This is a genomic window from Hephaestia mangrovi (genome assembly GCF_019880555.1).
Lineage (GTDB): Bacteria > Pseudomonadota > Alphaproteobacteria > Sphingomonadales > Sphingomonadaceae > Sphingomonas > Sphingomonas mangrovi.
This window is the reverse complement of sequence record NZ_JAINVU010000001.1, coordinates 1-25,761: the sequence shown is the minus strand read 5'-3', so window position 1 is coordinate 25,761 and position 25,761 is coordinate 1. Positions and strand designations below refer to the sequence as shown.

18 protein-coding genes are annotated in these 25,761 nt (G+C 64.8%); 8 read left to right on the top strand and 10 right to left on the bottom strand.

Translation table 11 applies throughout. The features are described 5' to 3' along the window. Window positions 1–3: 3 nt before the first annotated feature. Window positions 4–1,641, bottom strand: a complete 1,638-nt coding sequence (locus K7G81_RS00090) for a carboxylesterase/lipase family protein (protein WP_223028724.1) — start codon at window positions 1,639–1,641, stop codon at window positions 4–6. After that, on the bottom strand, window positions 1,638–2,969 hold the full coding sequence (locus tag K7G81_RS00085) for a spinster family MFS transporter (protein ID WP_223028723.1): 1,332 nt from the start codon (window positions 2,967–2,969) through the stop codon (window positions 1,638–1,640). The genes K7G81_RS00090 and K7G81_RS00085 overlap by 4 nt, the downstream gene beginning before the upstream one ends. A 285-nt stretch (window positions 2,970–3,254) precedes the next feature. Between K7G81_RS00085 and K7G81_RS00080 the strand changes: the two genes are divergently transcribed. Both K7G81_RS00080 and K7G81_RS00075 read left to right on the top strand, forming a co-directional pair. Next, on the top strand, window positions 3,255–4,148 hold the full coding sequence (locus K7G81_RS00080; RefSeq protein ID WP_223028722.1) for an SDR family NAD(P)-dependent oxidoreductase: 894 nt from the start codon (window positions 3,255–3,257) through the stop codon (window positions 4,146–4,148). A gap of 107 nt (window positions 4,149–4,255) precedes the next feature. Beyond that, complete coding sequence (locus tag K7G81_RS00075; RefSeq protein ID WP_369411995.1) at window positions 4,256–4,957, top strand: TetR/AcrR family transcriptional regulator; 702 nt, start codon at window positions 4,256–4,258, stop codon at window positions 4,955–4,957. Window positions 4,958–4,982: 25 nt separating this feature from the next. On the opposite strand, the gene K7G81_RS00070 is transcribed toward K7G81_RS00075, so the two are convergent. Further along, window positions 4,983–6,158, bottom strand: a complete 1,176-nt coding sequence (locus K7G81_RS00070; protein WP_255586446.1) for a DUF3089 domain-containing protein — start codon at window positions 6,156–6,158, stop codon at window positions 4,983–4,985. Window positions 6,159–6,343: 185 nt separating this feature from the next. Here K7G81_RS00070 and K7G81_RS00065 point away from each other — a divergent pair, with 185 nt between their 5' ends. After that, window positions 6,344–7,633: a PA domain-containing protein gene (locus K7G81_RS00065; RefSeq protein WP_223028721.1), complete on the top strand. Its 1,290-nt coding sequence runs from the start codon at window positions 6,344–6,346 to the stop codon at window positions 7,631–7,633. A 12-nt stretch (window positions 7,634–7,645) separates the two neighbouring features. Here K7G81_RS00065 and K7G81_RS00060 read toward each other — a convergent pair whose 3' ends face one another. The 5 genes from K7G81_RS00060 to K7G81_RS00040 form a co-directional block, all read right to left on the bottom strand. Further along, window positions 7,646–8,953 (bottom strand): glycoside hydrolase family 1 protein, encoded by a 1,308-nt coding sequence (locus tag K7G81_RS00060; protein WP_223028720.1) that lies wholly within the window; start codon window positions 8,951–8,953, stop codon window positions 7,646–7,648. A 1-nt stretch (window position 8,954) separates the two neighbouring features. Then, window positions 8,955–9,692 (bottom strand): TetR/AcrR family transcriptional regulator, encoded by a 738-nt coding sequence (locus K7G81_RS00055; RefSeq protein WP_255586445.1) that lies wholly within the window; start codon window positions 9,690–9,692, stop codon window positions 8,955–8,957. A 71-nt stretch (window positions 9,693–9,763) separates the two neighbouring features. After that, window positions 9,764–12,079 (bottom strand): TonB-dependent receptor, encoded by a 2,316-nt coding sequence (locus K7G81_RS00050; protein WP_223028719.1) that lies wholly within the window; start codon window positions 12,077–12,079, stop codon window positions 9,764–9,766. Window positions 12,080–12,744: 665 nt separating this feature from the next. Next, a complete protein-coding gene (locus K7G81_RS00045) occupies window positions 12,745–13,491 on the bottom strand; it encodes an SDR family NAD(P)-dependent oxidoreductase (RefSeq protein ID WP_223028718.1) in 747 nt (248 codons plus the stop codon). A 48-nt stretch (window positions 13,492–13,539) separates the two neighbouring features. After that, entirely contained in the window at window positions 13,540–14,418 is an 879-nt protein-coding gene (locus tag K7G81_RS00040) for an alpha/beta fold hydrolase (RefSeq protein ID WP_223028717.1), read from the bottom strand. A 393-nt stretch (window positions 14,419–14,811) separates the two neighbouring features. On the opposite strand from K7G81_RS00040, the gene K7G81_RS00035 reads away from it, so the two are divergent. Next, entirely contained in the window at window positions 14,812–16,401 is a 1,590-nt protein-coding gene (locus K7G81_RS00035; RefSeq protein ID WP_223028716.1) for an amino acid permease, read from the top strand. Here K7G81_RS00035 and K7G81_RS00030 read toward each other — a convergent pair. Next, complete coding sequence (locus K7G81_RS00030; RefSeq protein WP_223028715.1) at window positions 16,322–17,104, bottom strand: AraC family transcriptional regulator; 783 nt, start codon at window positions 17,102–17,104, stop codon at window positions 16,322–16,324. The two genes, K7G81_RS00035 and K7G81_RS00030, sit on opposite strands and share 80 nt — an antisense overlap. Window positions 17,105–17,325: 221 nt before the next feature. Here K7G81_RS00030 and K7G81_RS00025 point away from each other — a divergent pair, with 221 nt between their 5' ends. Together K7G81_RS00025 and K7G81_RS00020 are read left to right on the top strand one after the other, a co-directional pair. Then, window positions 17,326–18,276 carry an alpha/beta hydrolase fold domain-containing protein gene (locus tag K7G81_RS00025; RefSeq protein WP_223028714.1) on the top strand — a complete coding sequence of 317 codons (951 nt, stop codon included), beginning with the start codon at window positions 17,326–17,328 and terminating at the stop codon, window positions 18,274–18,276. Then, window positions 18,276–18,875, top strand: coding sequence for an FMN-binding negative transcriptional regulator (locus tag K7G81_RS00020; RefSeq protein WP_223028713.1), 600 nt, complete (start codon window positions 18,276–18,278; stop codon window positions 18,873–18,875). Before K7G81_RS00025 ends, K7G81_RS00020 begins: the two co-directional genes overlap by 1 nt. Window positions 18,876–18,881: 6 nt before the next feature. On the opposite strand, the gene K7G81_RS00015 is transcribed toward K7G81_RS00020, so the two are convergent. Next, on the bottom strand, window positions 18,882–21,071 hold the full coding sequence (locus K7G81_RS00015; RefSeq protein WP_223028712.1) for a TonB-dependent siderophore receptor: 2,190 nt from the start codon (window positions 21,069–21,071) through the stop codon (window positions 18,882–18,884). Window positions 21,072–21,397: 326 nt separating this feature from the next. Here K7G81_RS00015 and K7G81_RS00010 point away from each other — a divergent pair, with 326 nt between their 5' ends. Further along, window positions 21,398–22,585: a PepSY-associated TM helix domain-containing protein gene (locus K7G81_RS00010; RefSeq protein ID WP_223028711.1), complete on the top strand. Its 1,188-nt coding sequence runs from the start codon at window positions 21,398–21,400 to the stop codon at window positions 22,583–22,585. Continuing rightward, window positions 22,582–24,735 carry a S9 family peptidase gene (locus K7G81_RS00005; protein WP_223028710.1) on the top strand — a complete coding sequence of 718 codons (2,154 nt, stop codon included), beginning with the start codon at window positions 22,582–22,584 and terminating at the stop codon, window positions 24,733–24,735. Before K7G81_RS00010 ends, K7G81_RS00005 begins: the two co-directional genes overlap by 4 nt. Window positions 24,736–25,761: the final 1,026 nt, after the last annotated feature.

The following is a 25,761-nucleotide window of genomic DNA, read 5'->3' as shown; positions in this document are numbered from 1 at the left end:
GCGTCAGTCGCAGCCCTCGGTCTTGGCCGGCAGCGGCGGCGCGGCGAGACCGACATTCCAGTTCCACGGCTGCGTGCCCGCCGCCAGCCGCCGGCACATCACCGCCTCGTTGAGCGTATACATTCCCGGCAACAGGTCGGTCGCCGGATGCGGCGCGTCGGTGAAGTGCATGTAGGCGCCGTCACCGTCGAAGGCCGGCCAGTCGGGCGCATTCTCCGCGGTCGGCGTACCGCTGCGGGCGAAGCTGGTCCAGTAATCCATCATCGCGCTGGAAAGCGCCCGCTCCTTCGGGAAGGGCGGGATCTTCGGCCATAAGGGCGGCGTCGCGCCGGTGGTGCCGAACACAAAGGGGAGCTCGCTGGCGTGGAAGGCGTGCAGCCCGGCATCGTCCATCGCCGGATAACCGTGATCCCACATGTACAGGTAGGACGGGATGCCGAGCGCGGTCTGCTTGCGCACCATCCGCTCCGCCGACCAGCTGTAGAGCGCATCCCGCGTCGTCTCGATGATGCTCTCCTTCATGTCGCTCGCCGGATAGAGCTTGAGGAATTCATCGGCGAGATCGCCATACTTGGCGCGAATCGTCTTTTCGTAATCCGCCGCGCTGGCGGGCGGTGGCGGCGCCAGCACCATCAGCGAGCGGATCTCGCCCTGATTGAAGCCGGCGAGCACCGGCACATGCGCCTGGTCGCCCTTGTCGAACGCGGTGACCGGCTGCTCGGGCAGCACCTCGCCATCGACCGCGCCGAACGGGAAATAATGCGCGGCGGCCGCGGCCGCAGTCAGCGTCTTCGGGTCCATCGCCCGCATCGCCGCCATGTCGGGCGCCTTCACCGCGGCCATCACCGCCTGCCCCATCCGCTCGGACGAGGGCATGCCGTGCGCCGGTGTTTTGAGGTCGGGCACGGTGACCATATAGCCGCTCTCGCTGATCGCCTTGGCGAACAGCCCGTGCGTCATCGGCGAGCTCATCAGGTACATCACGCTCAGCGCGCCTGCCGATTCACCGGCGATGGTGACGTTGCCGGCATCGCCGCCGAACGCGCCGATATTCTGCTTCACCCATTCGAGCGCCTGGATCTGGTCGAGCAGCCCGTAATTGCCGGAAATCCCGTCGGGCGATTCGGCGCTCAGCTGCGGCGTCGCCAGCCAACCGAGCACCCCCAGACGATAGTTGATCGACACCACGATCACCCCGCGCTCGGCAAGCTTCTCGCCATCGTACATCGGGTCGCTGCTGGCGCCGTTCCACAGCGCGCCGCCATAGATCCAGAAGAACACCGGCGCGTTCTTGGCGTGCGCCGGCGCCCAGATGTTGAGCGTCAGGCAATCCTCGCTCTGTGGCGGCGGATTGTCCCAATAGACGCTCTTGCCCGCCGGCGAGGGCTGAATACAGGCCGGGCCGAACGCCGTCGCCTGCTTCACCCCATCCCAGCGCGCCAGCGGCTCGGGCGGCTTCCAGCGCAGCGGGCCGACCGGCGGCTTGGCGAAGGGAATGCCCTTGAACACGTTGAGGTCGCCATCGGTCTTGCCCTGCAGCTTGCCCGCGGGCGCATCGACCACGGGCCCGGTGGCGGCCTGTGCGGTCCCGACGGCGAGGCAGCAGGCGGCGGCGAGGCCGAGCAGGTGAAACTTTATCATGCGGCGGTCCCCCGGTTGGCGTGGTCCTCACGGCGCAGTAAGCGCGCGAGCCACAGGAAAAGCACGATGGCGATCAGATAGAAGGGCGTCAGTGTGTAGAGCGCGATCTGCAGCGAGTGATGCGGATGCGCCGCGTGCAGATAGTCGCTCGCCGCGCCGACATAGGTCGGGCCGAGGCCGAGGCCGATGAAGTTCATCACCAGCAGCAGCAGCGCCCCCGACATCACCCGCTGATCGGGCCGCACCTCCTCCTGCACCAGCGCGATCGACGAGGTCAGGTAAAAGTAATTGAGGAACATCGGCCCCGCCAGCAGCAGGATCGCCAGCGGCCAGGACGGGCTCCACACGAAACCGAGATAGAAGGGAATGGCGAGCGCCAGCGAAGCTGCCGGCACGATCGCATAAGCGGCCTTGGTGCGGTGAACGTACTTGTCGACCACCCAGCCCGAGACGACCATCCCGCCGCTCATCGCGATCGCCACCACCAGCGCGTACCAGATGGCGATCTGGTCGAGCGTCATGCCCTTTTCGCGCATCAGGAACAACGCGGTGAAATTGCCCGCACCATAGGTGATGAACTGCGTCGCGCCGCTGCCCAGCGCGGCCAGCATCAGCGCGGGGTGAGTGAAGAACATCGTGCAGGTTTCCCAGAACCCCGCCTTGCCGGGCGTCACCGGCTGCGCGTCGAGGCCGCCCTGCTTGGGTTCGCGCACGAACAGCTTGATGCCGATCGCCACCACCACGCCGCTCACCCCGATCGCGACGAACGCGTCGCGCCAGTTGAACGCCGCCGCGATCGACGCGCCGAACGCGACACCCAGCGCGACGCCGATCGGCGGCCCGAGATTGTAGATGCCCAGCGCCGTGCCGCGCCGCCCCGGCGGGAAGCTGTCGGTGATGATCGCGTAGGATGGCGGCACCCCGCCCGCCTCGCCGAACCCGACCATCATCCGCGCCGCGACGAGCTGCGTGTAGCTGGTCGCCAGCCCGCAGAACGATGTCGCCGCGCTCCAGATCGCGCAGGCCAGCGACAGCACGTTGACCCGGCTCGTCCGGTCGGCGAACCAGCCGATCGGGATGGCGATGAAGCAATAGAACAAGGCGAAATACAGCCCGCCGATCCGCCCCAACTGGCCGTCGGTGATGTGCAGCGTGTCCTGGATCGGCTTGGCCAGCGTGCCGAGCAGCGAGCGGTCGATGAAATTGAGCACGTAGACGCCGCACAACACGATCAGCACGCCCCACGAGCGGGCGGTCGGCTTCGCGGCAGCGGGTGATGGATCGGCAACGACGGCGCCGATTGCGGCCACGGGGTCGGTCGCGGCCATCGCTCAGCGCGCGCCGTCTTGGCTGGATTCCAGAGCCATGCCCGAGCCCACCCGTACTGCAGCCTGACCGGCCATATCCACCTCTCCCGCTGACCGATCGTTTTGCCGGCTCTATGCGGTGTGACCATGCCGTGCGGGAATAGACGGTGTCAAGGCTCACTATCACGCGTGTGAATAAACCCCTCCGCTGCCGCGGACTCTCATTTCCATCATTCACTCGCTTGTGAGCCAACTTATGTTGCGTTAGGGCGTGGCGCAGCTTTGAACGATCAAGGAGAGCGACCAATGATGCTGAGTTCGCGTGTTGCAATCGTCACCGGGGCGGGCGGCGGCCTGGGCCGCGCCCATGCACTGACGCTGGCGCGCTACGGCGCCCGCGTCGTCGTCAACGATCTCGATATCGATGCGGCGCAGCGCGTCGTCGACGAGATCGCGGCAGCCGGCGGCAGCGCGATCGCGGTGGCGGCATCGGTGACCGACGAGACTGCGGTCGCGGCGATGGTCGACCGGGCGATCGGCGAATGGGGCGGCGTGCACATCCTGATCAACAATGCCGGCATCCTGCGCGACAAGAGCTTCGCCAAGATGGAGCTCGCCGATTTTCGGCTGGTGCTCGAAGTCCATCTGATCGGCGCGGCGATCTGCTCGAAGGCGGTGTGGGAGCCGATGCGCGAGCAGCGCTACGGGCGCATCGTCATGACCACCTCGTCGTCGGGCCTGTACGGCAATTTCGGCCAGGCCAATTACGCCGCCGCCAAGATGGGGCTGATCGGTTTGATGCAGACGCTCGCGATCGAGGGCGAGAAATACAACATCCGCGTCAACGCGCTCGCCCCCACCGCGGCGACGCAGATGACCGAAGGCGTGCTGTCCGAGGCCGGGCTCGAGCAGCTCGACCCGATGCTGGTCAGCCCCGGCCTTGTGGCGCTGGTCGGCGAGGACGCACCGACCCGGGCGATCCTGTGCGCCGGCGCGGGCCATTTCGCGCGCGCCAACGTGACGCTCACCGACGGCTGCTTCATCGGCGCCGGCGACGATGCCGCCGAGCGCGTGATCGCCGACTGGGACGCGATCGGCGACCGCACCGGCGAGATCGTGCCGACCTATGGTTTCACCCAGGCCGAGCGCGAATTGGCCAGCGCGGGCAGCACCGCACCGGCGGTGGCGCGCGCCGGCTAGCCGTGGCACAGGGATCGCTCGACCGTCGCGCGGCTTGCGTCGACGGCCGAGCGATGCTTGATGCAGCGTCTATGCTCGGCGCAGGCGACGGAGACGAAAGGGAATTGGTGGCCAAGGACGTGAAACCGCGCCGGCGCTCCGCCAAGGCCGAGCAGCGCGCCGAGACGATGGAGCAGATCCTCGACGCGGCGGAATATCTGTTCTCCAAGCACGGCCTGTACGGCGTCACGCTGAAGGATGTCGCCAAACGCGTCGGCGTCCACCACACGCTGCTCAATTACTATTTCAAGGACAAGGAGAACCTGTTCAACGCGGTGTTCTCGCGCCGCGCGTCGGTGACCAACGAGCGGCGGATGAAGGCGCTCGACGATTACGATACGGCAAGCGGTGGCAAGCCGACCGTCGAGGGGGCGCTGCGCGCCTTCCTCGATACCGATCTCGACCTCTACATCGAAGGCGGCGAAGGCTGGCGCAATTATGCCGCACTGGGTGCGCAGGTGGCGAACACGCCCGAATGGGGCGCTGACCTGATGGACGAATATTTCGATCCGGTCGTGCTGCGGTTGATCGAGTTGCTCAAGAAGGCCTTGCCCGACTGCCCCGAGGAAGACGTGTTCTGGGGATATCATTTCGTCACCGGCGCGCTGATGCTGACGCTCGCGCGGACCGGCCGCATCGACAAGCTGTCCCACGGCCTGTGCCGGTCGAGCGATTTCGCGGCGGTCAAGGAGCGCATGGCGCTGTTCATGGCAGCCGGTTTCCACGAGCTTGTCGCCCACCGGAAAGCGGAACGCTCGGCCGCCGGCTAAGCACCTCCAGGAAAGCGCGAACGGATTATTGCCTCCGCTGGCGGTACGCCTCCCCTTCCCGCCTGACGATATCGATCAAATTGCCCATCGTCAGGTTCATGTCGATCAGGTGCAGCCCCCAGTCCTTCAGAATGTGACCGTCGACCACGACGTCGCCGACGATCGTGTTGGTCCGCGCGCCGGGAGTTGGGTGCAGGCTGATGGCCAGGAAATCATGCCCGTCCTCACTGCGGCATTCGGCGCTGATCAGGCCCGGCACCTCGACGAACGGCGTGGTGATCTTGGTGGGCGGGTCGGTCCATGCGCCAGGCTGGACGCCGTCGGCGACCTGCCGCTGCGTGCCCGAGGCGAGATAGGCGTGCAGCGGCCCCGAACCACCGGCCAGTGCCGCCGGATTTACGCAGGCGGCCTGCAGGCCCGGCCCGGACGAGATCGCGAAGATCTGCTCGTCGGGCGGCGGCGGGCTGTCCGCGCGAAACGAGGCGAAGGTGATGGTGCAGCCGATCTGGCTGGCCGAACGACATAAGGGGATCGATTTGAAATCCCCGCCGACATCCTTGCCGACCGGCACCTCCAGTCGGTAGCCGGCGAGGATCACCGACAGGATTCGGTGCTGGATCGGTTTGCCGTCGATCTCCTTCTTGACCAGTTCGGCGAGCACCAGCGACCCTTGCGAGTGTCCGATCAATACGACCCCACGGCCATGATTGTCGTGCGCGAGGTAATAATCCCATGCGTCCTTCACATCGTTATAGGCGAGCGCCCGGTCGGCATTGATCGGATGGCCTTTCAGGCGCGCCCGCAGCGCTGTCAGCGTGAGTTGTCGATAAACCGGCGCATAGGGCCGACACACCGACGCGAAGCGCGCAAATTGCTGATCGACCACCGCGACTTGCTGCGGCTCAATCTTGGCCGATGCATTGCCGCCGGGGTCCAGCGAGACGGTTGGGTAGACATAGAAGCAGTCGATCGGCGCGTTCGGATCGGCGTGAAACCGTTCGATATGCGTCGAGCCGTCGCCGTCGATCACCGTGGCATCCTGATCCGATCGGCCGCAGGCATCTTTTGGCCGTCCGGGCCGGCACACCCAGGATGATGGCTTGGCATAGTCAATCTGCGCTGGCGCACTCGACTGCGCCGACGCCGGCGAGACATGAAACAGGAATGCGCCCGCGGCCAACACCATCAATTTCGTGATCATCCCCAAGTCCTCTCTCGCGCACTGGCCATCGGCGGGCCTGCCCGCTTTTCCAGCGGGACTCGACCACGAAGCCGGGATGGGAGACTGTCACGTTGCAGGTGGCGCCGTCAATATTCGCTGCTACGATAGTCAATATTCAAATGCGCCCGCTGGGAGGCGCCGATGAGGAGGGAGATGAGAGGGCTATGGCAGGGCCGACGCGGCGCAGTTTCCTCGCCGGAGCGGCGGCAATGCCGCTAAGCCTGACGGCAGCAGCCAAGGCACAGGAGGTCGCAAGTGTCGAAGACGATCTCGCGCGGTATATCGGCTTCGGCAGCAAGCAATCCGGCGGCGCCGGCGACACCGCCTGCGGGCATTGGCTGGCGGACGAAATCGGCCGCACCGGCTTTGTCGTCGAGACGCACGATCTGTCGGTGCCCTGTTTCGATCCAGGGCAATGTGAGATTACAGCCGGCGACGCACGCGCTACCCTGTGGCCGCAACCGATCGTCGTGCCGACCACCGAGGACGGCGTGTCGGGTCCGTTGGTGCGGGTCGATGCCGGTGGCCGGGCCGATGCACCGCTGGCTGGAGCGATTGCGCTGGTCGATCTGCCCTATGGTCGCTGGTCGTCGGCGCTGGCGAAGCCGGTGCGCGTGCCGGTCGACGCCGCCTTCGCCGCTGGCGCAAAGGCGGCCGTCGTCATTACCAACGGTCCGACCGGCAAGGTCATCGCGCTCAACGCCGATGGCCGCGCACCGATGTTTCCGGGGCCCGTCGGCGTGATCGCGCCCGCCGACGCAGCGCCGTTCCTGGCCGCAGCGATGCAGCACCGACCGGCGACCGTCCGGCTGTCGGGCGAGCAAGGCCAGCGCACCGCCTTCAACCTGATCGGTCGGCTCGATCGCGGCAGCAAGCGGTGGGTGGTCGTCTCCACCCCGCGGTCGGGCTGGTTCAGCTGCGCGGGAGAGCGCGGCGGCGGGATCGCGGCGTGGCTGGACCTTGCCCGCTGGGCGCCGGCCGCACTGCCGGGCTACAATCTCGCCTTCCTGTGCAACAGCGGTCACGAATATGAAAATCTCGGCGCCGAACAGTCGCTGCAGACCATCGCACCCCGGCCCGATGAGACCCGCTTCTGGCTGCATCTCGGCGCCAACCTCGCCGCGCGCGACTGGCATGAGGGGCTGTTCGGCCTCAAGCCGATACGCGGCACCGATTCCCAGCGATATCTGGTAGTGAGCCCCGCCCTGCTGCCCGCCGCGCGCCGCTTGTTCGCCGGTCTTGCGGGGCTTGAATCGCCCTATTCGAGCAAGGTGCTGTCGGCCGGCGAACTGACGCCGATCCTCGCCGCCGGCTATCGGTCGGTGGCCGGCATTTTCGGGGTGCACCGCTTCCACCATGTCAGCGACGACGATGCCCGCTGCGTGCCGCCCGAAGCGGTGGCCACGACCATCGTGGCGTTCCGCCAATTGTTGACCGAGGCGACCGCGGACTGAACCGATCGCCAGCTAGGCACGGTCCTTGATCATCTGGGCAAAATGGTGCGCACTGGGCTTGGGCGTGCGCGCAAAAGTCTTGAGATCGACCGACACCAGCCCGAAATGCTGGCGATAGCCCTTGGTCCATTCGAAATTGTCGAGCAGCGACCAGTAGATGTAGCTGTGCACCTTGATACCCTCGTCGAGGCAACGCTCGACCTCGGCGACACAGGCATCCAGCCAGGCGATGCGCCGCGTGTCATCGTCCGCCGCGATGCCGCTCTCGGTGACATAGATCGGCTTGTCGGTCTTGCGCGCCGCGAAACGGATCACCTCACCCAGCGCTTGCGGATAATATTCGTATCCGGCCGCGGTCATCGGCGTGCCCGGCGGATTGGCGACCAGCCCCTTGGCATCGTAGCGTAGCCGGAAATAGGGCTGCACGCCGACGAAATCGCTGGCGTTCACCGCGTCCCACCAGCCGCCGTAGAGCATCTGTTCGATCTCGGGCGCGACGCTGTCGTCGCCCACCGCCTCGATCGCCTGCGTGCTGAGCGTGATGCCGACGGGAAAGTCGCCCGGCCCCGCCTTGATCGCCTGATAGGCCCGGCGGTGCGCCTCCAGCAGATTGGCGTCGATCCGGTCCGGATCGGCGAACAGGATCGACGAGAATTTCGGCGAATCGGTCGCCTTTGCGGCGGCGGCGATCATCACGTCGCGCTTGGCGCGGGCTTCGGCCGTGATGATCGGCCGCAGCACCTTGATCAGCAGCGGGATGTTCGCCTCGTTGAACGGCGATGCCATGCCGATCTGGTCGCCAAGCGCGCGCGTCGTCCGATCGCAGAAGCGGGCGAACAGGTCCGGGCTATCGGGCACTTCCCAGCCGCCGCGCATTGCGAACCAGCGCGGCACGGTGAAATGGCTGTAGGTGAGGATCGGCAACAACCCATGCGCGCGACACGAGGCGAGCACCCGGGCATAATGGTCAAGCTCGGCCTGCGAGAACTGGCCCGGCTCGGGCTCGATCCGCGCCCATTCGACGCCGAAGCGATAGCAGTTCAGCCCGATCGACTTGGCGATCGAGAAATCCTGCTGGTAGCGATGATAGCTGTCGCACGCGTCACCCGATGGATCGGCATAGACCGTCTCGGGCAGGTTCTCGAGCAGCCAGCTATCGGAATTGACGTTGTTCCCCTCGCTCTGGTGTGCGGAGATCGCCGCGCCCCATAAGAATCCCTCGGGCATCGGGCGGCGGCGTATGGCAGCCCGAGCCGGCGCGGCGCCGATCGCGGACGCGGCGGCCAGCCCGGCGAGAACGGTGCGTCGCGTCGCGCTCATCTCAAATCGCTCCCGGATTGTTGTCGCGCTGGCCCGCCGAATCCACACCGGAACTCTGGCAGATCGCCTTGATGCCGGCGGCCATGAAGGTCGCCATGTGCCGCTTGATCGACACGAAATCATCGGATGAGCACAGGCCGTGCGACAGGTCATCGAGGCGGCCGGTGCGCGCCATATTATGGGTCATCGCGCCCGACACGAAATGATAGCCCCAGAAGATAGTCTCCTCGTCGCAATCGGGCATCGCCTTCTTGAGCAGATCGATCAGCGCCAGCACGACGGGATTGAAGTAATTGGTCATCTTCTCGGCGCCCCAGCCGGCGGCGCTGTTCGCCTGGGCGGCGATCTTGCCGAACGACGCCCATGTGTCGGGATCCTCGATCTGAGCGTTGAGATCGGCATCGATCCAGGCATGCAGCGCGCCTTCGACGGTCACGTTATCGCCCGCCTGCTCGGCATAACGCCGCATGGCCTCGAGGCGATTGCGCGAGGACAACGGTGCCTTGCGCGCCCAGACCGCCTCGAAGATTCTCTCCTTGCCGCTGAAGTGATAATGGAGCAGCGTCGAGCTGACGCCGACCCGCTTGGCGACATCCTTCAGGGTGACGCCGTGGTAGCCGAACTCAGCGAACAATTGTTCGGCGGCATCGAGGATGCGCTCGATCGAGGCTTCGCGGACGCGCGCCTTGTGATTTCGGGCGCGGGGCGCCTTGACCTTGGGCTGATCTTGCTTGCTCATCGTATCAGGGTGCCGCCGGGGGCCGAAAGCGTCAACGCCGCCGTCGTCCGTTAACGGGCGTTCGGCCAAAGTCACAGATTGAAGCCGACCCGCACGCCGAAGGTCCGCGGCCGCACGATCGCATAGCGGCTGTAGGTGAAAGCCTCGGGATGGATGTAGGTCACCGCATAGGTGTTGCCGACATTCTCCATGTAGAACGTCACGCTCAGCCGCTGGATCCTGACGCCGGTCTGCAGGTTCACCATCGTATATGTGTCGGAATCACCGATCAGGGGGTTGGGCACCGTCGGTTTGCCCGGTGTGTTGGGGAAGCCGTTGGGGAACGCGCCGACATGCTCGACCTGGAAGCTGGTGAAGCCCTTGGCGCCACTCATCAGGTCGTAATTGTAGCTGCCGTAGAAGGATCCCTGCAGGTGCGGCGAGGCCAGCCGCGCGCCGACCACCGCGCCGGAGATCGCCGCTTGCTCCGGCGTCAGGCTGACCACCTTGGCGTCGTTGAGCGACCCGTTGAGGCCGAACACCAGCCCGTGCGCAGGCTTCAGCGTGATCTCCGCCTCCAGCCCCTTGCTGGTCGCGCGGCCGATATTGGTGGCGAACTGGACCGAGTCCGACTGGCGATTGGCCTGGACCTGGATGTTGCGCCAGTCGATGTAATAGGCCGCCAGGTTCGCGGTCAGCTTGCCGTCGAGGAAGCTGCCCTTCAGGCCGACTTCGTAATTGGTGAGATTGTCCGAGCTCGCGCCGGCGGGGATGACGAGGTCGGTCGGATCGACGGTACTGACACTGCCCGCCCGCGAATTGTATACCGGTGTCCGGTAGCCGGTCGACACGGTGATGTAAGTCATCAGGTCGCGCGTCGGCTTGTACGACAGGCTCGCCTTCCACGAGAGCTTGCTGGCGGATGGATAATGCGTCGTCGTCGCAGGGTTGGGCGTCAGCGCCAGCGGCCCTGAAATCCCGTACAGCGCATAGACGAAATATTGCGAGTTATAGCCAGGGAAGGTGTCCAGCGTGCCGCCATATTTGCCGTAGCGCAGCCCGCCCGTCGCCGACAGCTTGTCGGTCAGGTGATAGGTCAGCTCGCCAAAGCCGGCGAGCTCGTATTCGCGCAGATCGCTGCTGAATTTGTAGAAGGTCGCGTCGGCGGGCAGCCCGGTGATGCCGCGCGCATTGAGGAACGCCGCGTTCGATGTCTCGCGACCGTCGAGAAATTCGTTGCGGTGCAGATAATAGCCGCCGACGGTCCAGTCGACCTTGCCGCCGGGGTCGGACACCAGCCGCGTTTCCTGGACGAACGTCTTCCAGATGCCGTGGTCGAACAGATAGAAGGGAATCGCGTTCTGGATCGGTACGCCGGTGGCGAAGGTGCCACTCAGATCGACGTCGAACAGACCGTCCTGATAGCCGTAGCTCGATGAGCTGGTGAGGCGTGCGCCATCGAACTGGTAATCGATCGTCGCGTTATAGAGCTGCGTCTTCGACGTGTAGAGATCGGGAATCGTCGTGTAGCGCTTGCGCTTGCCCAGCGACGGCGTGACCAGCGACGCATCGTCGGGATGGTTGTTCTCGTACATCGCCATCATCCGCACGCTCAGCCGGTCGGTCGGCTTCCACAGCAGGATGGCGCGGCCGCCCCAGTCCTTCAGCGTGTTGGAATTCTTGATGCCCAGGCCGACATTGTCGATGTAGCCATCCTCGTGCCGGTAGAAGCCGACCACCCGCAGGCCGAGCGAGTGCTCGACGATCGGGACGTTGAGCATGCCGTCGTAGCGCTGTCGGACGCCGCCGCCATCGGGTGTCACGCCGATATCGGCGAGCGCCGATTCGTCGAAGCCATTGAGATCCGGGCTGTGCGTCAGGATACGCAGCGCGCCCGACAGCGAGCCGGAACCGAACAACGTGCCCTGCGGACCGCGCAGGAATTCGACCCGCTCGACATCGAACAGATTGGGATCGAGCGTCACCGAATTGCCGATCGTGGTGAGCGGCAGATCGTCGAGATAGACGGTGGTCGTGCTCTGCAGCCCCGCCTGGTAACCGTTGGTCGAAATGCCGCGGGTAGTAATGCTCAGGTTGTTATCGCTGCGGTGATCGAGGACGACGCCGGGCGTCTCGCGCGCGATCCCCTCATAGCCGACGATCCCTTTCTGGGTCAGTTCGGCCTGGGAGAAGGCGGTAACGCTGAGCGGCACGTCCTGCAGCCGCTGGCTCTGCAACGTCGCCGTAACGATGATGTCGTTGGGACTGCCGGTCGTGTCGGCGTTCCGATTCGTCTGGCTCTTGTTCGACGCATCGGCGTTGGCCGTCGCTGCGTTGGTCTGAGCGACCGCCGGCGATGCCATTGCTGCCAAAGCGAACGCCGACGACATGCAAGCTGAAAGCTTCATCACCCCTCCTCGTCGCCGCCGCACCTTGCTGGTGCGTTTGGCGAGCGCAGCAAGAGTGCACGGCATTACGCAAGAGTCAATATTGACTTATTCATCAGTCAATATTGACTCTTGCGTCCGGACGCTGGGACCTGCGGCATCGCCCGCGTCAACAGTGGCGATTCCAGTCCCGTCGCCCGTAGACGGACGAGGATAGCTAAGCGCCCCCGCGACGCCGAGTGTGGACAGCGTGGCATGCTGTCCCTCCGAAGCGGCATCAAAGATTTCCGGCTTGCATCGCCCGTCACCGATCAGTCGCTCATGGCGCAGGTCGAAACTATTTGGATGTAGAACTGCCGCAATTACACGTCATAGGGACTGGTGCCGCGGCAGCAGACCGAGATTGACCAGCAAATCTGGCTACGGCTGAACGAAATTATCGGCTGAGCGCGCGCGGTCGCACTGCTAACCAGTCAATTCGCTACCAGACTGCCCGTACGCCTACCCAAAACATCGCCCGCCAACGATGAGTCGATGCCCTCAGGGACGTCGAATTTCGCGAACATTGCCGCCGTTCGAGCGATCATACGCGTTCCCCGAAAGCCGCCCTACATTCAGGCACGTGCCGGCGCCGGCAACAGGCCCGATAGTCAACTAGCCGCGATGGCTCGGCAGTTCAGCAGCTATCAGACTTGCGCCAGACCTCCGTCGGCGAATACTTCGCTGCCGGTCAAGGCGACACTGTCATCAGAGGCAAGAAAGAGTGCGACGGCAGCCACGTCATCGGCACTTGCAATCCGTCCGGCTGGTGTTTGCGCGATCAATGCTTGGTATACCGCGTCGCCGCCGCTCGCCGCGGCGACGCCCTGGAGGCCCGGGGTATCCGTCGCTCCGGGCGACAGAACATTCACCCGGATGCCTGTCCCCCTCAGGTCAAGAGCCCAGCTTCGCGCAAGATTGCGGATCGCTGCCTTGGAAGCGCTGTAAACGCTGAGCGCAGGTGTTCCCATCGACCCGACAGTTGATCCGGTCAGGATAATGGAACCTCCCGACCCCATCAGCGGCAGCGACTTCTGGACCGTGAACACAGTACCCCTGACGTTGACGCCGAAGGTCAGATCGAATGCGTCCTCGGTGATCTGCCCCAGCGGTTCTGGCTGCCCTAGTCCGGCGTTCGCAAACAGCACGTCGAGCCGACCATGGCCCGTCCGCACGGCATCGAACAGCCGATCGAGATCTTCGGACACCGCGATGTCGCCCTGCACCGCCGTCACGTCGGATCCGAGTTCTCGCGCCGCTTCAGCGAGCTCACCTTCCCGGCGTCCGGTGATGTACACGTGTGCGCCTTCGCCGACAAACCGCCTCGCTGCCGCCAGGCCGATCCCACTGCTTGCGCCAGTGATGACTGCAATCTTTCCGGTAAGTCTCGACATACCGACCTCATGAATGAGCGGAATCCGCGCGGAATCGCCCGGCCGCGCTCATGTCAGGACGGGTTCGGACCTTTCCGCCTGGGACGACGTCACGGGTTTACCCTGGATGAAGGCGAGAATGTCGGCGTTGATGAGATCCGGATGGGTCGTCATGCAGCCATGCGGCAGCCCCTGATATGTCTTGAGGGTGCCGTTCCGGAGCAGCTTGACGGCCAGCGGCGCGCTGGCGACATAGGGTACCACCTGATCGTCTTCGCTATGAATGAGCAGCACGGGCACGTCGATCTGCTTCAAGTCCTCGGTGAGATCAGTCTCGGAAAAAACCTTGATGCAGTCATAGCCGGCGTTGGCGCCGCCCATCATTCCCTGTCGCCACCAATTGCGGATCAAGGCTTCGATCGGCTTCACGCCCGGTCGGTCGAAGTTGTAGAATGGACCAGACGCCACGTCGAGGTAGAATTGCGACCGGTCGGCCGCCAGGGCGGCGCGGAAGCCGTCGAACACGTCGATCGGGGTGCCGTCGGGGTTCTTCTCGCTCTTCACCATAACAGGTGGGATCGCCGAGATGAGTATTGCCTTCGAAACGCGGCCGGGATCGGTTCGTGCAACATAACGGGTGACCTCGCCACCGCCGGTCGAGTGGCCAACGTGGATGGCGTTCCTGAGATCGAGGGCGCGGGCGAGTGCGATGACGTCGGCCGCATAAGTGTTCATGTCATTCCCGACATCGGTCTGACTGGAACGACCATGACCACGGCGATCGTGCGCGATCACGCGGTACCCCTTATCGCGGAAGAATAGCAGCTGATTGTCCCAGTCATCTGAACTGAGCGGCCATCCATGATGGAATACGATAGCCTGCGCGTCGCGAGGCCCCCAGTCCTTGTAAAAGATTTGAGTGCCATCTTCGGTGGTGATGGTCGGCATAGCGGAACTCCTTGCTAAGACCCAAGGACCACAAGCAGTACGAAGCCAGTTTCTTTTTTTGTCAGCTAGTGCTGGCCGAGCTCATCAGACGCGACTCGTCGGCGCAAGCCGTAGGATACCATAGTTGAGCTCCAGAGTAACTGCGCAAGACGCCGACAAAGGCGCCGTTCGCGAAGTTTCGCTTAGCCGCCGCTTCCTGCCGGCCCGGTTTCAATCGCGCAAATTAAGAAAGCCGACATTCAGGGGCGCCGGAGGCACGGCCGGTCACGCCACAAAAGCGGTCGTTGGACGGACGCCGAAATGGCCCATCTGCGCCTAGTTGTGACCCCTTCGCTGCATGCTAACTTATGAGCAATCTCTAGACATGGAGGCGTGTAGCTAAGGAGAGTGGGCATGGGGTCGCAGCGTGCACGCCTGATGGCGCGGAAATCGCTCGACGACGTGCGGCGCGACCAGGCTGAGCATGGGCTGCGGCGGTCGCTCGGGCCAGTGCAGCTCACCATGCTCGGGATCGGCTGCATCGTCGGCGCTGGCGTCTACGTGATGAGCGGCACCGCGGCGGCAAATTATGCCGGGCCGGCAGTGATCCTATCGTTCGTCATCGCCGGGATCGCGTGTGGGTTCACCGCCTTGTGCTACGCCGAACTTTCCTCGACGCTGCCCGTGTCTGGGTCGTCCTACACCTACGCCTATACTGCGCTCGGCGAAGTATTCGCTTGGGGGCTCGCGTGGCTGCTGATGCTCGAATACGGGCTCGCCGGCTCGGCCCTGGCGGCGGGGTTCGCGGGGTTCCTGACCAGCCTGCTCGGCGATTTCCGGATCGTGCTGCCGGCGGGCATCGTCACGCCGTTCGTGCAGACGACGGTAACCGCGCACGGCACCGCCTTTTCGGTCGGCGGCGGGGTCAATCTCATCGCCGTGGCGGGATTGCTCCTGTTCGCCGGCGTGCTCGTGCGCGGCATCACGCATTCGGCGACGGTCAACGCGGTGCTCGTTTTCATCAAGCTCGCGGTGCTGATCGGCTTCGTCATCATCGGCTGGCAGCATGTCAATCCGAGTAATTGGCAACCGTTCATCCCGACTAATCAGGGCGGCTTCGCTTACGGCGTGCCCGGCATCTTCCGCGCCGCATCGGTGTTGTTCTTCGCCTATCTCGGCTTCGAGACCGTCTCGACCGCCGCGCTCGAGGCGCGCAACCCGCGCCGCGACCTGCCGATCGGCATCCTCTCGGCGCTGGTGATCTGCACGATTCTCTACATCCTCGTCGCGCGGGTGATGACGGGCCTCGTCCCCTACACTGCGCTGAACGTGCCCGATCCAGTCGCGATCGCCGTCGATGCGGTGAGATGGCCGGCGATGGGCATCCTGATCAAAGTCGGCGCGCTGACGGGGCTGTCGTCGGTGCTGCTGGTCAACACCTACGGCCAGTCGCGAATCTGCTTCGCGATGGCGACCGACGGGCTGCTGCCCCGCTTCTTCTCCGCGATGCATCCGCGTTTTCAGACGCCGTGGAAGGGAACGTTGTTCGTCGCGGCAGTCTCGGCGCTGGCGGCGGCGATGTTGCCGATCAGCATTTTGGGCGATCTCGTCAGCCTCGGCACTGCCCTGGCGTTCTCGATGGTCGCGCTGTCGGTGATCTGGCTGCGTTCGACGCACCCGGAGCTCGAGCGGCCATTCCGCGTACCCTTCGGCGGCGTCAGGGTCGGCCGGGTGTGGCTCGGCGCAGTGCCAGTGCTAGCGCTGGTATTCTGTCTGCTCACCGTCGCGCCGGTGCTGATCGATATTGCCGACAAGGCGGCGACCGGCCAGCCAATCCCGCTGGTCATCCTGGTTTGCTACATCGCGTTCGGCGCGGTGCTCTATGCGAGCTACGGCTATCGCCGCTCGCGCCTTGGGCTGGCGCTCAGTGCATCCGCGGTTCGGGCGAGCGCGGGCGATACTGACTGGGCGGCGCCCCGAACGAGCGATGAAACATCGCCGTGAACGCGCTCGGGCTCTCATAGCCGACGTCGAACGCCACCGTAGTCACGGGCTGGCCCATCGCCAGCAGCGACACCGCTTCCATCAGCCGCACCTGCTGCCGCCACACCGCGAGCCCCATGCCAGTTTCCTGGCGGAACAGCCGCGTGAAGGTGCGGCGGCTCATGCCAGCGATTGCGGCATATTCATCGAGATCGCGCTGATCGGACGGATCGTCGAGGATTTGCCGGCACACGCGCAGCAGCCGATAATCGGTCGGCATCCGCGCGCTGTACGGTGCATCGGGCATGGCGCGGACCTCGTCGATCAGCACGCGGACGATGCGGCCCTCGCGGCCGTCCTCGTCATAGTCGCTGCCGAAATGGACGACCTCGAGGATCAGCGCCTTGAGGAAATCCGAAATCTCGATCACGCGGCAGACGTCGCCGCCGAGATTGCCGAGCGCATCGCCGAAATAGAGCGTGCGGATCGACACCGGCCCGCGGCACGACACTTCGTGGAGGGCGCCCGCCGGGATCCACAAGGCGCGCTGCGGCGGGATCACGAAACTCTCCGCCTCGACGATCACCGACATCACCCCCGATGAGGCGTAGAGCAATTGTGCGTGCTGGTGGCGGTGCGCGGGATCGACGAACCCGGCGGCATATTCATCCTCCAGCCCGACCACCGTGCGGCTGTCACAAGTCGCTTCGTCGAAAGTCTTCATTGGCCCGTGTCCGATGAAAGTGCGGCGATACGCTGATGCAGGCTATGCCAAGTCAAATTGTTGTCAAGGAACTGTCACACCCATCAAGGCCAGTTTGCCCGCCGGCAACGATAACTGGCCCGGCGACGCGGGCGTGCCAGGCGCTGGTTGTCCATTCCCGGATCGCTATAGGGCGCGGATTGCGCCGGATTGCGCGTTGAAAGGTGAGGACCGCGGCCACGATGACAGACGACGTCGATCCCGACATCCGCACGTTCCTGCGCGAAACCGCGGCCGACAGCGCACGCTTTGCGCACGGTGTCTCAGGCGACCTCGCCGCCCGACGCGCGATCGCCGAACGCGTCCGCGAGCCGTGGGTGGTCGGCGGCCCCAGGATGGCGGGGATCGAGGAACGCCGCGTCGGCGCATGTGGCGTCCGCGTACGAATCTATCGACCCACGCCGGCGGCGGCGCTGCCCGTCCTGATCTACGTCCACGGCGGCGGCTGGATGCTGTTCAGCCTCGACACGCACGATCGCCTGATGCGCGAATATGCCGCGCGCACCGGCATGGCGGTGGTCGGCATCGATTACAGCCTGTCGCCCGAGGTACGCTTCCCGCACGCGATCGGCGAGATCGTCGACGTGATCGATTGGCTACGCGACGAAGGGCCCTCGCTCGGCCTCGACGCGAATACACTCGCGATCGGCGGCGACTCCGCCGGCGCGAACCTGGCGCTTGCCGCCAATCTCGCACTGCGCGACCGCGGCGCGTCGGTATGCGACGCGCTGCTGGTCAATTACGGCGCGTTCGACATGACCGCGCGCGCGTCGCACGATCGCTATGACGGCGACGCCTATATGCTCACTGTCCCCGAAATGGCCGATTTCTGGGACAATTACTTGCGCGCACCGGCCGACGAACAAGATCCTCTCGCACGCCCGCTGCTCGCCGACCTGACGGGCATGCCGCCGACCTTCCTGTGCATCGCCGAATGCGACATCCTCGCCGACGAGAATCGCGAGATGGCGGAACGCCTGCAGGCCGCGGGCGTCGCGGTCGAGGCACAGGTCTATAGCGGCGCCACGCACAGCTTCCTCGAGGCGGTGCGGATCGCCCCGCTCGCCGATCGCGCGCTGGCCGAGGCCGCGGCCTGGTTGCGCACGACGCTGAACCTGCCATCCTCCGAGTGATGAGCGGACCGTTCGACGACTGGACCAACGACGATCTCGCGGCGCTGATCGCCGGCCATCCGCTCGCTTGGGTGGTGACGCGCGGTGAGCGCTTCCGCGCGACGCCGCTGCCCATCCTCCTCGAACGCGACGCCGACGGCGCGCCGGTCGGCCTGATCGGCCATTTCGGCCGCTCCAACCCGCAAATCGAGGCAGTCCGCGCCGACCCGCACGCGCTGTTCCTGTTCCAGGGGCCGCATCGCTACATCTCGCCCGCCATGGCGGGCCGCGCCGATTGGGGGCCGACCTGGAACTACGCCGTCGCGCGGATCGAGGCCGAGATCGCGCTCGATACCGCGCTCAACGACGAGGCCGTCGCGCGGCTGATCGCGGCGATGGAGCGTGATCGGCCCGAACCCTGGACCGCCGATCAACTTGGCGCGCGCTACGATGCGCTGATCCGCCACATCGTCGCCTTCCGCGCGCGGATCACGCATATCGACGCGCGCTTCAAGCTCGGCCAGGACGAGACCAACACCGTGTTCGACACGATCCTCGCCCACCTCGGCGACGATCCACTCGCCGGCTGGATGCGGCGCATGGATCGTCGCGAGCGTTAGGCGGCTCTAGAACTTCTTCGTGATCGTTCCGATGATCTGTCGTCCCGCGCCGTAGACGCACCCGTAATTGCTGGCACAGCGGGCGACGTAACGCTTGTCGGCAACGTTCGACCCGTTGATCGCGAAGCGCCAGCCGGGCACGTCATAGTGCAGCGTCGCGTCGAACAGCGTCGCGGCATCGGCGTAAATCACCGGCGTCGCGAACGCGCCCGGCAGCGCGCCGGTGCTCTTGCTCGTGTAGCGCACGCCCACACCGCCGCCGATCCCCGCCAGCGCGCCGCTTTGAAGCGTATAGTCGACGAATAGCGATGCCTTGTGCTTGGGCGTCGTCGGCAACGGGTAGCCGACATCGGCGGGTTCGCCGGGGGCCGACAGCACCTTGCTGTGATTGTAGCTGTACGACGCGTTGATCGTCAGTTGTTCATGGATGCGCGCGACGATCTCGGCCTCGGCGCCATAGACCTCCACCTCACCGCCCTGTGTGACGAACACCGGCGTGACGCCGATCTGCGGCGAGACAAAATTGCTCTCCTTGATATCGAACCCCGCGAGCGTCGCGAACAGCTTGACGTCCTTGGGTAGGCCCCGCGCATCATATTTGACGCCCCCCTCCCATTGCCGGACCGAACTCGGTTTGAACGGCTGCTTGGTTACCGAATCGGTGCCGATCACCGGCTCGAACGAGGTCGAATAGCTGATATACGGCGCCAGTCCCGACGCGGTGACGTAATTCGCGCCCACCCGGTAAGTGAATTTGTGCTGTTTCTGCTTGATACCGGAGAGGCGCGCATTCTCGTCGACCCAATCGTACCGGCCGCCGAGCATCACGAAGAGCTGGCCGATCTTGATCTGATCCTGCCCGTAAACCCCGGTCTGCTTCACCGACTGGTTGTTATAGGCAAACGGATAGCCGACGTCCTTCTCGTAGGTCGGATCATAAACAGGATCGAATGCGTCGATCACCCCGGCGAACACGAAATTGTACGCCGCGACGTTCTTGATGTTGCGGTAATCCACGCCGAGCAGCAGCTTATTGCGAATTGCGCCGGCATCAATCGTCGCGTCCAGCCGGTTGTCGGTGGCGAAGCTGCGGACGCTTTCCTTGTAGCTGAAATTATACTGCTGCAGGTCGCGATAGTAACTCGGCAGCGTCGGATCGGTGGTGTTGACGAAGCCGCCGCCGCTGTAGAGCCCGATCGGCGTCGCCTCGTGATAATCGCTCCATTTGGTGTTCGAATGAAAGGTCAGCGTATCCGAGAAGCGATGCTCGAGATCGTAGCCCACGCCATATTGGTGACGCTCGAACAAATCCTTGGGATCGTCGAGATTGGTCTTGCGACTGATCCGCCCATTGGGATTGTCGAGCAGCGTGCCCCAGATCGGCAGGAAGCCGCCCGCACCGCCCTCGACCTTGTCATACTGGTAATAAAGCAGCCCGGTCAGCTTGGTGCTGTCGCCGAGCTTCAGCGTTGCAGAGGGCGACGCGAGCAGACGCTGGGTATGCGTGTGATCGACCTCGCCGTCGGCGTCGCGGTAGAGGCCGGTGAAGCGCACGTCGAGCCAGGGCGTCGCCGGGCCGGTCAGCGTCATCGCCCCCTCGGCAAAATTGTGGCTGCCATATTTGGCTTCGATCTCGCCGCCGAACTCGCTCGACGGGCGGCGGCTGGTCTCGTTGAGAATGCCTCCCGGCGGCGCGAGGCCGTAAAGCGCCGACGAAGGCCCTTTGAGGATATCGAGCGATTCGAAGGCGTAGAGATCGACGCCGGTCGCGGCGATCGTCGTCGTCGCAGGCACCGCGAGCCCGTCGATATATTGGCGCGGCGTGAACCCGCGCACGGTGACGAAATCGTAGCGCGGATCGGGGCCGTAGCTCTCGCCGAACACGCTGGCGGTGTAGCGCACCGCCTGCTGCGTGTCGGTGAAGTTGAGCAGGTCGATCTGGTCGCGCGTCACCACCGAGATCGATTGCGGCGTCTCGATCAAGGGGATGTCGGTCTTGGTCGCGGTCTGCGCGCCCTGCGGCACGTAATTGCGGGCGATGACGACGATGTCGCCATTGTCGGTCCGCGTCGTCTGGACACCGGTCGCGGCGACGGTATCGGTGCCGTTATTATCCTGGGCATAGGCCGGCGACAGCATCGCGAGCGCGGTGCCGGCGAACAGCAACGGGCGAGCGGCACGACGGAAACAAGACATAAGGTCCCCCTCTTCGCTTCAATCCGCGAACCGCCGTACAAAGGCGCATTCGTCGGCATCGAATGTTAAATGAATCGCATTGGCGCCTCTTCGGGATAGGGCCGCATTCCATCGCGCCCGGGCCGTTGTTGCGCCGCAATAACGAAAGCGATTTAACGCTATTAAGAAGCGTTTACAAAAATGATTCGAGAATGGCATTGCGCGGTCATCGCGACGCATGTCGAGCCGGCTTCTGGCCCGTTCGAGACGGCGATCGGCCCGCCGCGGCGAACGGACCGCGGAACGCCGGTCTAGCCTTCCGCCGTCGTTGCCGCGAAGGAGAAGCAATGAGCAAACCGCGAACGCGCCAATTCTGGATGAGCGTCCACCGCTATCTCGGGCTGGCGACGCTCGTCTTCCTGTTCATCGCCGCGGTGACCGGCTGCTTCCTGTGCTTCGACAAAAGGATCGACGCGGCGCTCAACCCCGATCTGTTCAGGAGCAGCGGCGCCGGCGCGCCGATCGGCACGGTCGCAGCGGTTACACGGCTCGAGGCCGCGCATCCCGAATTGGCCGCGCTGTCCTTCCCGCTCAACGTTCCCGCCGGCGGTACGATCGAGATCGCCGTGGCGCCGCGCGACGCCGCGCACCCGCTCGGCTACGATCAGGCGTTTCTCGATCCCCATGACGGCCATGTCGTCGGCACACGCCAATCGGGGCCGGGCTGGGATCGCCGCCACTTCGTCGAGGGCGTATTCCAGTTTCACTACACGCTGCTCGCCGGCACCTGGGGGCGCTGGCTGATGGGCGTCGCCGCGCTCGGCTGGCTGATCGGCAATGGCGTCGGCTTCTACCTCACGCTGCCCCCCGTCGGCCCGTTCTGGCGGCGCTGGAAGCCGATGTGGAAGATCGACCTGTCGGCGCGACTGCGGCGACTGATGCTCGATCTCCACCGCGCCAGCGGCCTGTGGCTGCTGATTGGCGCGATGGTGCTCGCCTTCACCTCGGTGTGCATGAACTTCTTCGACGAGGCGTTCACGCCGGTCGTGCAATCGGTGTCGCCGGCCAAGCCGTCGCCGTTCGACGCTCCGGCAATTCCCAGCAAGGCCGCGCCGATCGGCTTCGCCGCCGCGCTCGATCAGGCGGCGACGCACGCGCGCGCCGCCGGACTTGCCTGGCGTCCGGCTAAGGAAAGCCATCTCCCCGATCGCAACCTCTACGGCGTGATGTTCACCGCATCAGGGGTCGAACATTATCGCGACCTTGGCCCGATCACTTATTATGTCGATGGCGCCACCGGCCGCTTCGTCTATGCCGACGATCCCTATCGCGACAGCGCCGGTCGCAAGGTCAGCCGCGCGCTCTATCCGTTGCACAGCGGTGAGGTGATCGGCCCTTTCGGCATCGCGATCATCTTCCTGCTCGGCCTGTCGACCGCGGAGATGTGCGTGACCGGCCTCTATACCTGGTGGAAGAAGCGCCAGTCGCGCCGCGCCAGCGAACGCGCCAAGGCGCTTGCGCGGGCGACGGCGTGAACCGCCGCCAGTTTCTCGCCGGCACCGCGCTCGGCGCGCTGGCGAGCGGGGCGCGTGGCTTTGCGCTCGCGCACCATCCCAAACCACCGATCACGCCGCGCCATCCGGAGCGGATCGAGCAACTCGGCCGCGTCCGCGTCGACGATTACGCCTGGCTCAAGCCAGCCAATTGGAAGGAGGTGTGGCGCGACGCATCGACCCTCGATCCATCGATCCGAGCCTATCTCGCCGAAGAGAATCAGTATTGCGACGCGGTGCTCGCCCCGACCGAGCCGCTTCAGGCGCAACTGATCGCCGAGATGAAGGCGCGCACCGCGCCCAGTTCCGAGCCGCCCCCCGAGGAGGACGGCGATTGGGCCTACCTCACCCGCTATGCCCCCGGCGCGCAGCATCCGCGCTATCTCCGCCGCCCGCGGGATGGCGGCGCGGAGACGTTGCTGCTCGATGCCGAGGCGCGCGCTGCGGGTCAGCCCTATCTCGCGATCAAAAACGCCGCGCACAGCCCCGATCAGCGCCTGTTCGCCTGGGCCGAGGACGCCACTGGCTCGGAGAAATTCACGATCCAGGTGAAGGACATCGCCAGCGGCGCGTTGATGCCCGATCCGCCAACCAGCGCGTTCGGCGATTTCGTGTTCTCGCCCGACTCGGCCTGGCTGTTCTGGGTGTGGCGCGACGCCAACAGCCGTCCCGCGCGCCTCTATCGCCGCCCTGCGCGCGGCGGCCAGGACAGCCTGGTTTATGAAGAGACGGATCCCGCCTTCCTGATGGAAGTGCTGCTCAGCGCATCGCGCCGCTACATTTTCATCCGCTGCTGGAACGACGTGACCAGCGAGGTGCGGCTCATCGCCGGCACCGGCCCGACCGTCGCGCCGCTGCTGGTCGCCCCGCGTCGTGCCGGCACGATCTACGATCTCGAGCATTGGCAGGACGATTTCGTCATCCGCACCAATGCCGACGGTGCCGAGGACTTCAAGCTGATGCGCGCGCCCGTCACGGCGCCGCAGCCGGCGCACTGGCGCCCGTGGATCGCGCACCGCCCCGGCCGCTTCATCACCGAGACGCACCCCTTCGCGCGCCGCTTCACATGGATCGAGCGCGTCGAAGGCAACCTCCATGTGATGGCCGCCGGCGAAGACGGTGTACCGCACGAACCCGTCACCTTCGACGAAGCCGCCTATGCGATCGAGGTGCAGCCCTCCGATTATGCCGGCGACACGCTGCGCCTGACTTACCAATCGCCCGCCACGCCCGAACAATGGCTCGCCTGCGACCTTGCCGCCGGCACACGCCGCATTCTCGCCGAACAAGACGTTCCATCGAGCTTCGATCCCACCGCTTACGTCGTCAAACGCCTGCACGCGGCCGCGCCCGACGGCGCTCAAGTCCCGATTACCGTCTTCCACGCCCGCCGCACCCCGCTTGACTGCACTGCGCCGCTGATGCTGACCGGCTACGGCGCCTATGGTTACAGCTTTGTCACCGATTTCTCGATCCCGCGACTATCGCTGGTTGATCGCGGCTGGATCTGGGCGGTCGCGCATGTTCGCGGCGGCTCGGAAAAGGGCTGGTCGTGGTTCGAACAGGCGCGGCGGCTGGAGAAGAAGACCAGCTTCACCGATTTCATCGCCTGCGCCGAGGAACTGATCCGCAGCCGCCACACCGCGCCCAAGCGCATCGCGCTTCACGGTTACTCGGCTGGAGGGCTCTTGGTCGGCGCTGCCGAGAACATGCGGCCTGATCTGTGGGGGGCGGTGATCGGCCAGGCGCCGTTCGTCGACATGCTCAACACGATGAGCGACGCGACCCACCCGCTGGTCCCGCTGACCCGCCCGGTCTGGGGCGATCCGCTCCACGATCCGGCAGCCTACGATTACATCGCCAGTTATTCGCCCTACGACAATGTGGGCGCACGAGCCTACCCGCCGACGCTAGCAACCACCGCGATCAGCGACGATCGCGTCGGGTTCTGGGAACCGGCGAAATGGATCGCCAAGCTCCGTGCCCGGTCGACCAGCGGCCAGCCGATGCTGCTGCACACCGAAATGGCGGGCGGCCACCTCGGTGCTGCGGGGCGCTATGACGAAATCGCGCAATGGGCTCGGATGTATGCCTTCGCGATCGCGACGCTCGGCCGAGCTTTAGAGAATTAACATATTTCATCGGAGAGCATTAACTAGCCGCCAAGCGTCCTAAGGGCTTTCACACCGCGATCAGCCAGCTTGCCCGTTTAACAGTTCGCTTCCGGAGTACGGTCGCGCATTAGTTGTTGCGATAGCCGCCGTTCGAAAAACCGTTCGCGACCGGCCGCAAAGTCCCCCGGTTGGCCCTTAATACACGATGCCAGTCACATGAACGGATGGCAACTATCGGAACTGGCGGTAGTGCCCCTCAACGGCCGAATTTTGGCGTGCTTTGCTGACGGTCCGCTTCAGGGCATCCCGTTGGCCGCTTCTGTCGGGAGCTGACGGTCGCGCTGGCTGATCTGAACGACCGACTCTGGTCGGGAGCCGCCTCTTCCGGCAGGCAACGGTTCAATGTCCCTAGACGCCAACTTTGCTGCCGTTCGCGGCTCTTGAGCTGCCACCTAAAACCAGTCCTTCGTTCATACGGCGGATAATGGCGCCTCTTGGGCCGGTTCCGGCCTGTCCGATTATAGCCGTTAGAATGAGCGAAGCCGCAAAAACGCCGAGGTCAGCAGTCGCCGACAAAGGCGACCGCAGCTACTGGTTGAACCCGCCCTTCGTTGATGCGGTTGTCGCGGAACTCCGACTGACCAGCACTGGGACTTTCTAGCCGTTCGTGGTCTGCTCGTCAAACGACGGCCACCTGCAAGATAGGACCTTCTACACTACGCGGGATCGAGCCGCTTAATGTGCAAGGCTGGCCGTTTGTGGTCGCACTGATTTTTCTACGCAGGTGTCAATAGCGGACGTCCCCGGTATTGTATGGACCGGAGACAAAGCAGCGACAGCGGGTCACGAGAGGCGATCTTCCCGGAAGTTGGCGCCAACCGATTGGCGAGACATTATTGTGAGCGCCGCCTTTCATTAAAGCTGATGGGGTGGACGCCCCCCGACGGCATCGATGTGCCAGAGTGGAGGTGTTGAAACACCACTGAGGGAGGCGTCCGTGTCGCAGGTTATCATAATCGGTCTGGATATCGCCAAGAACGTTTT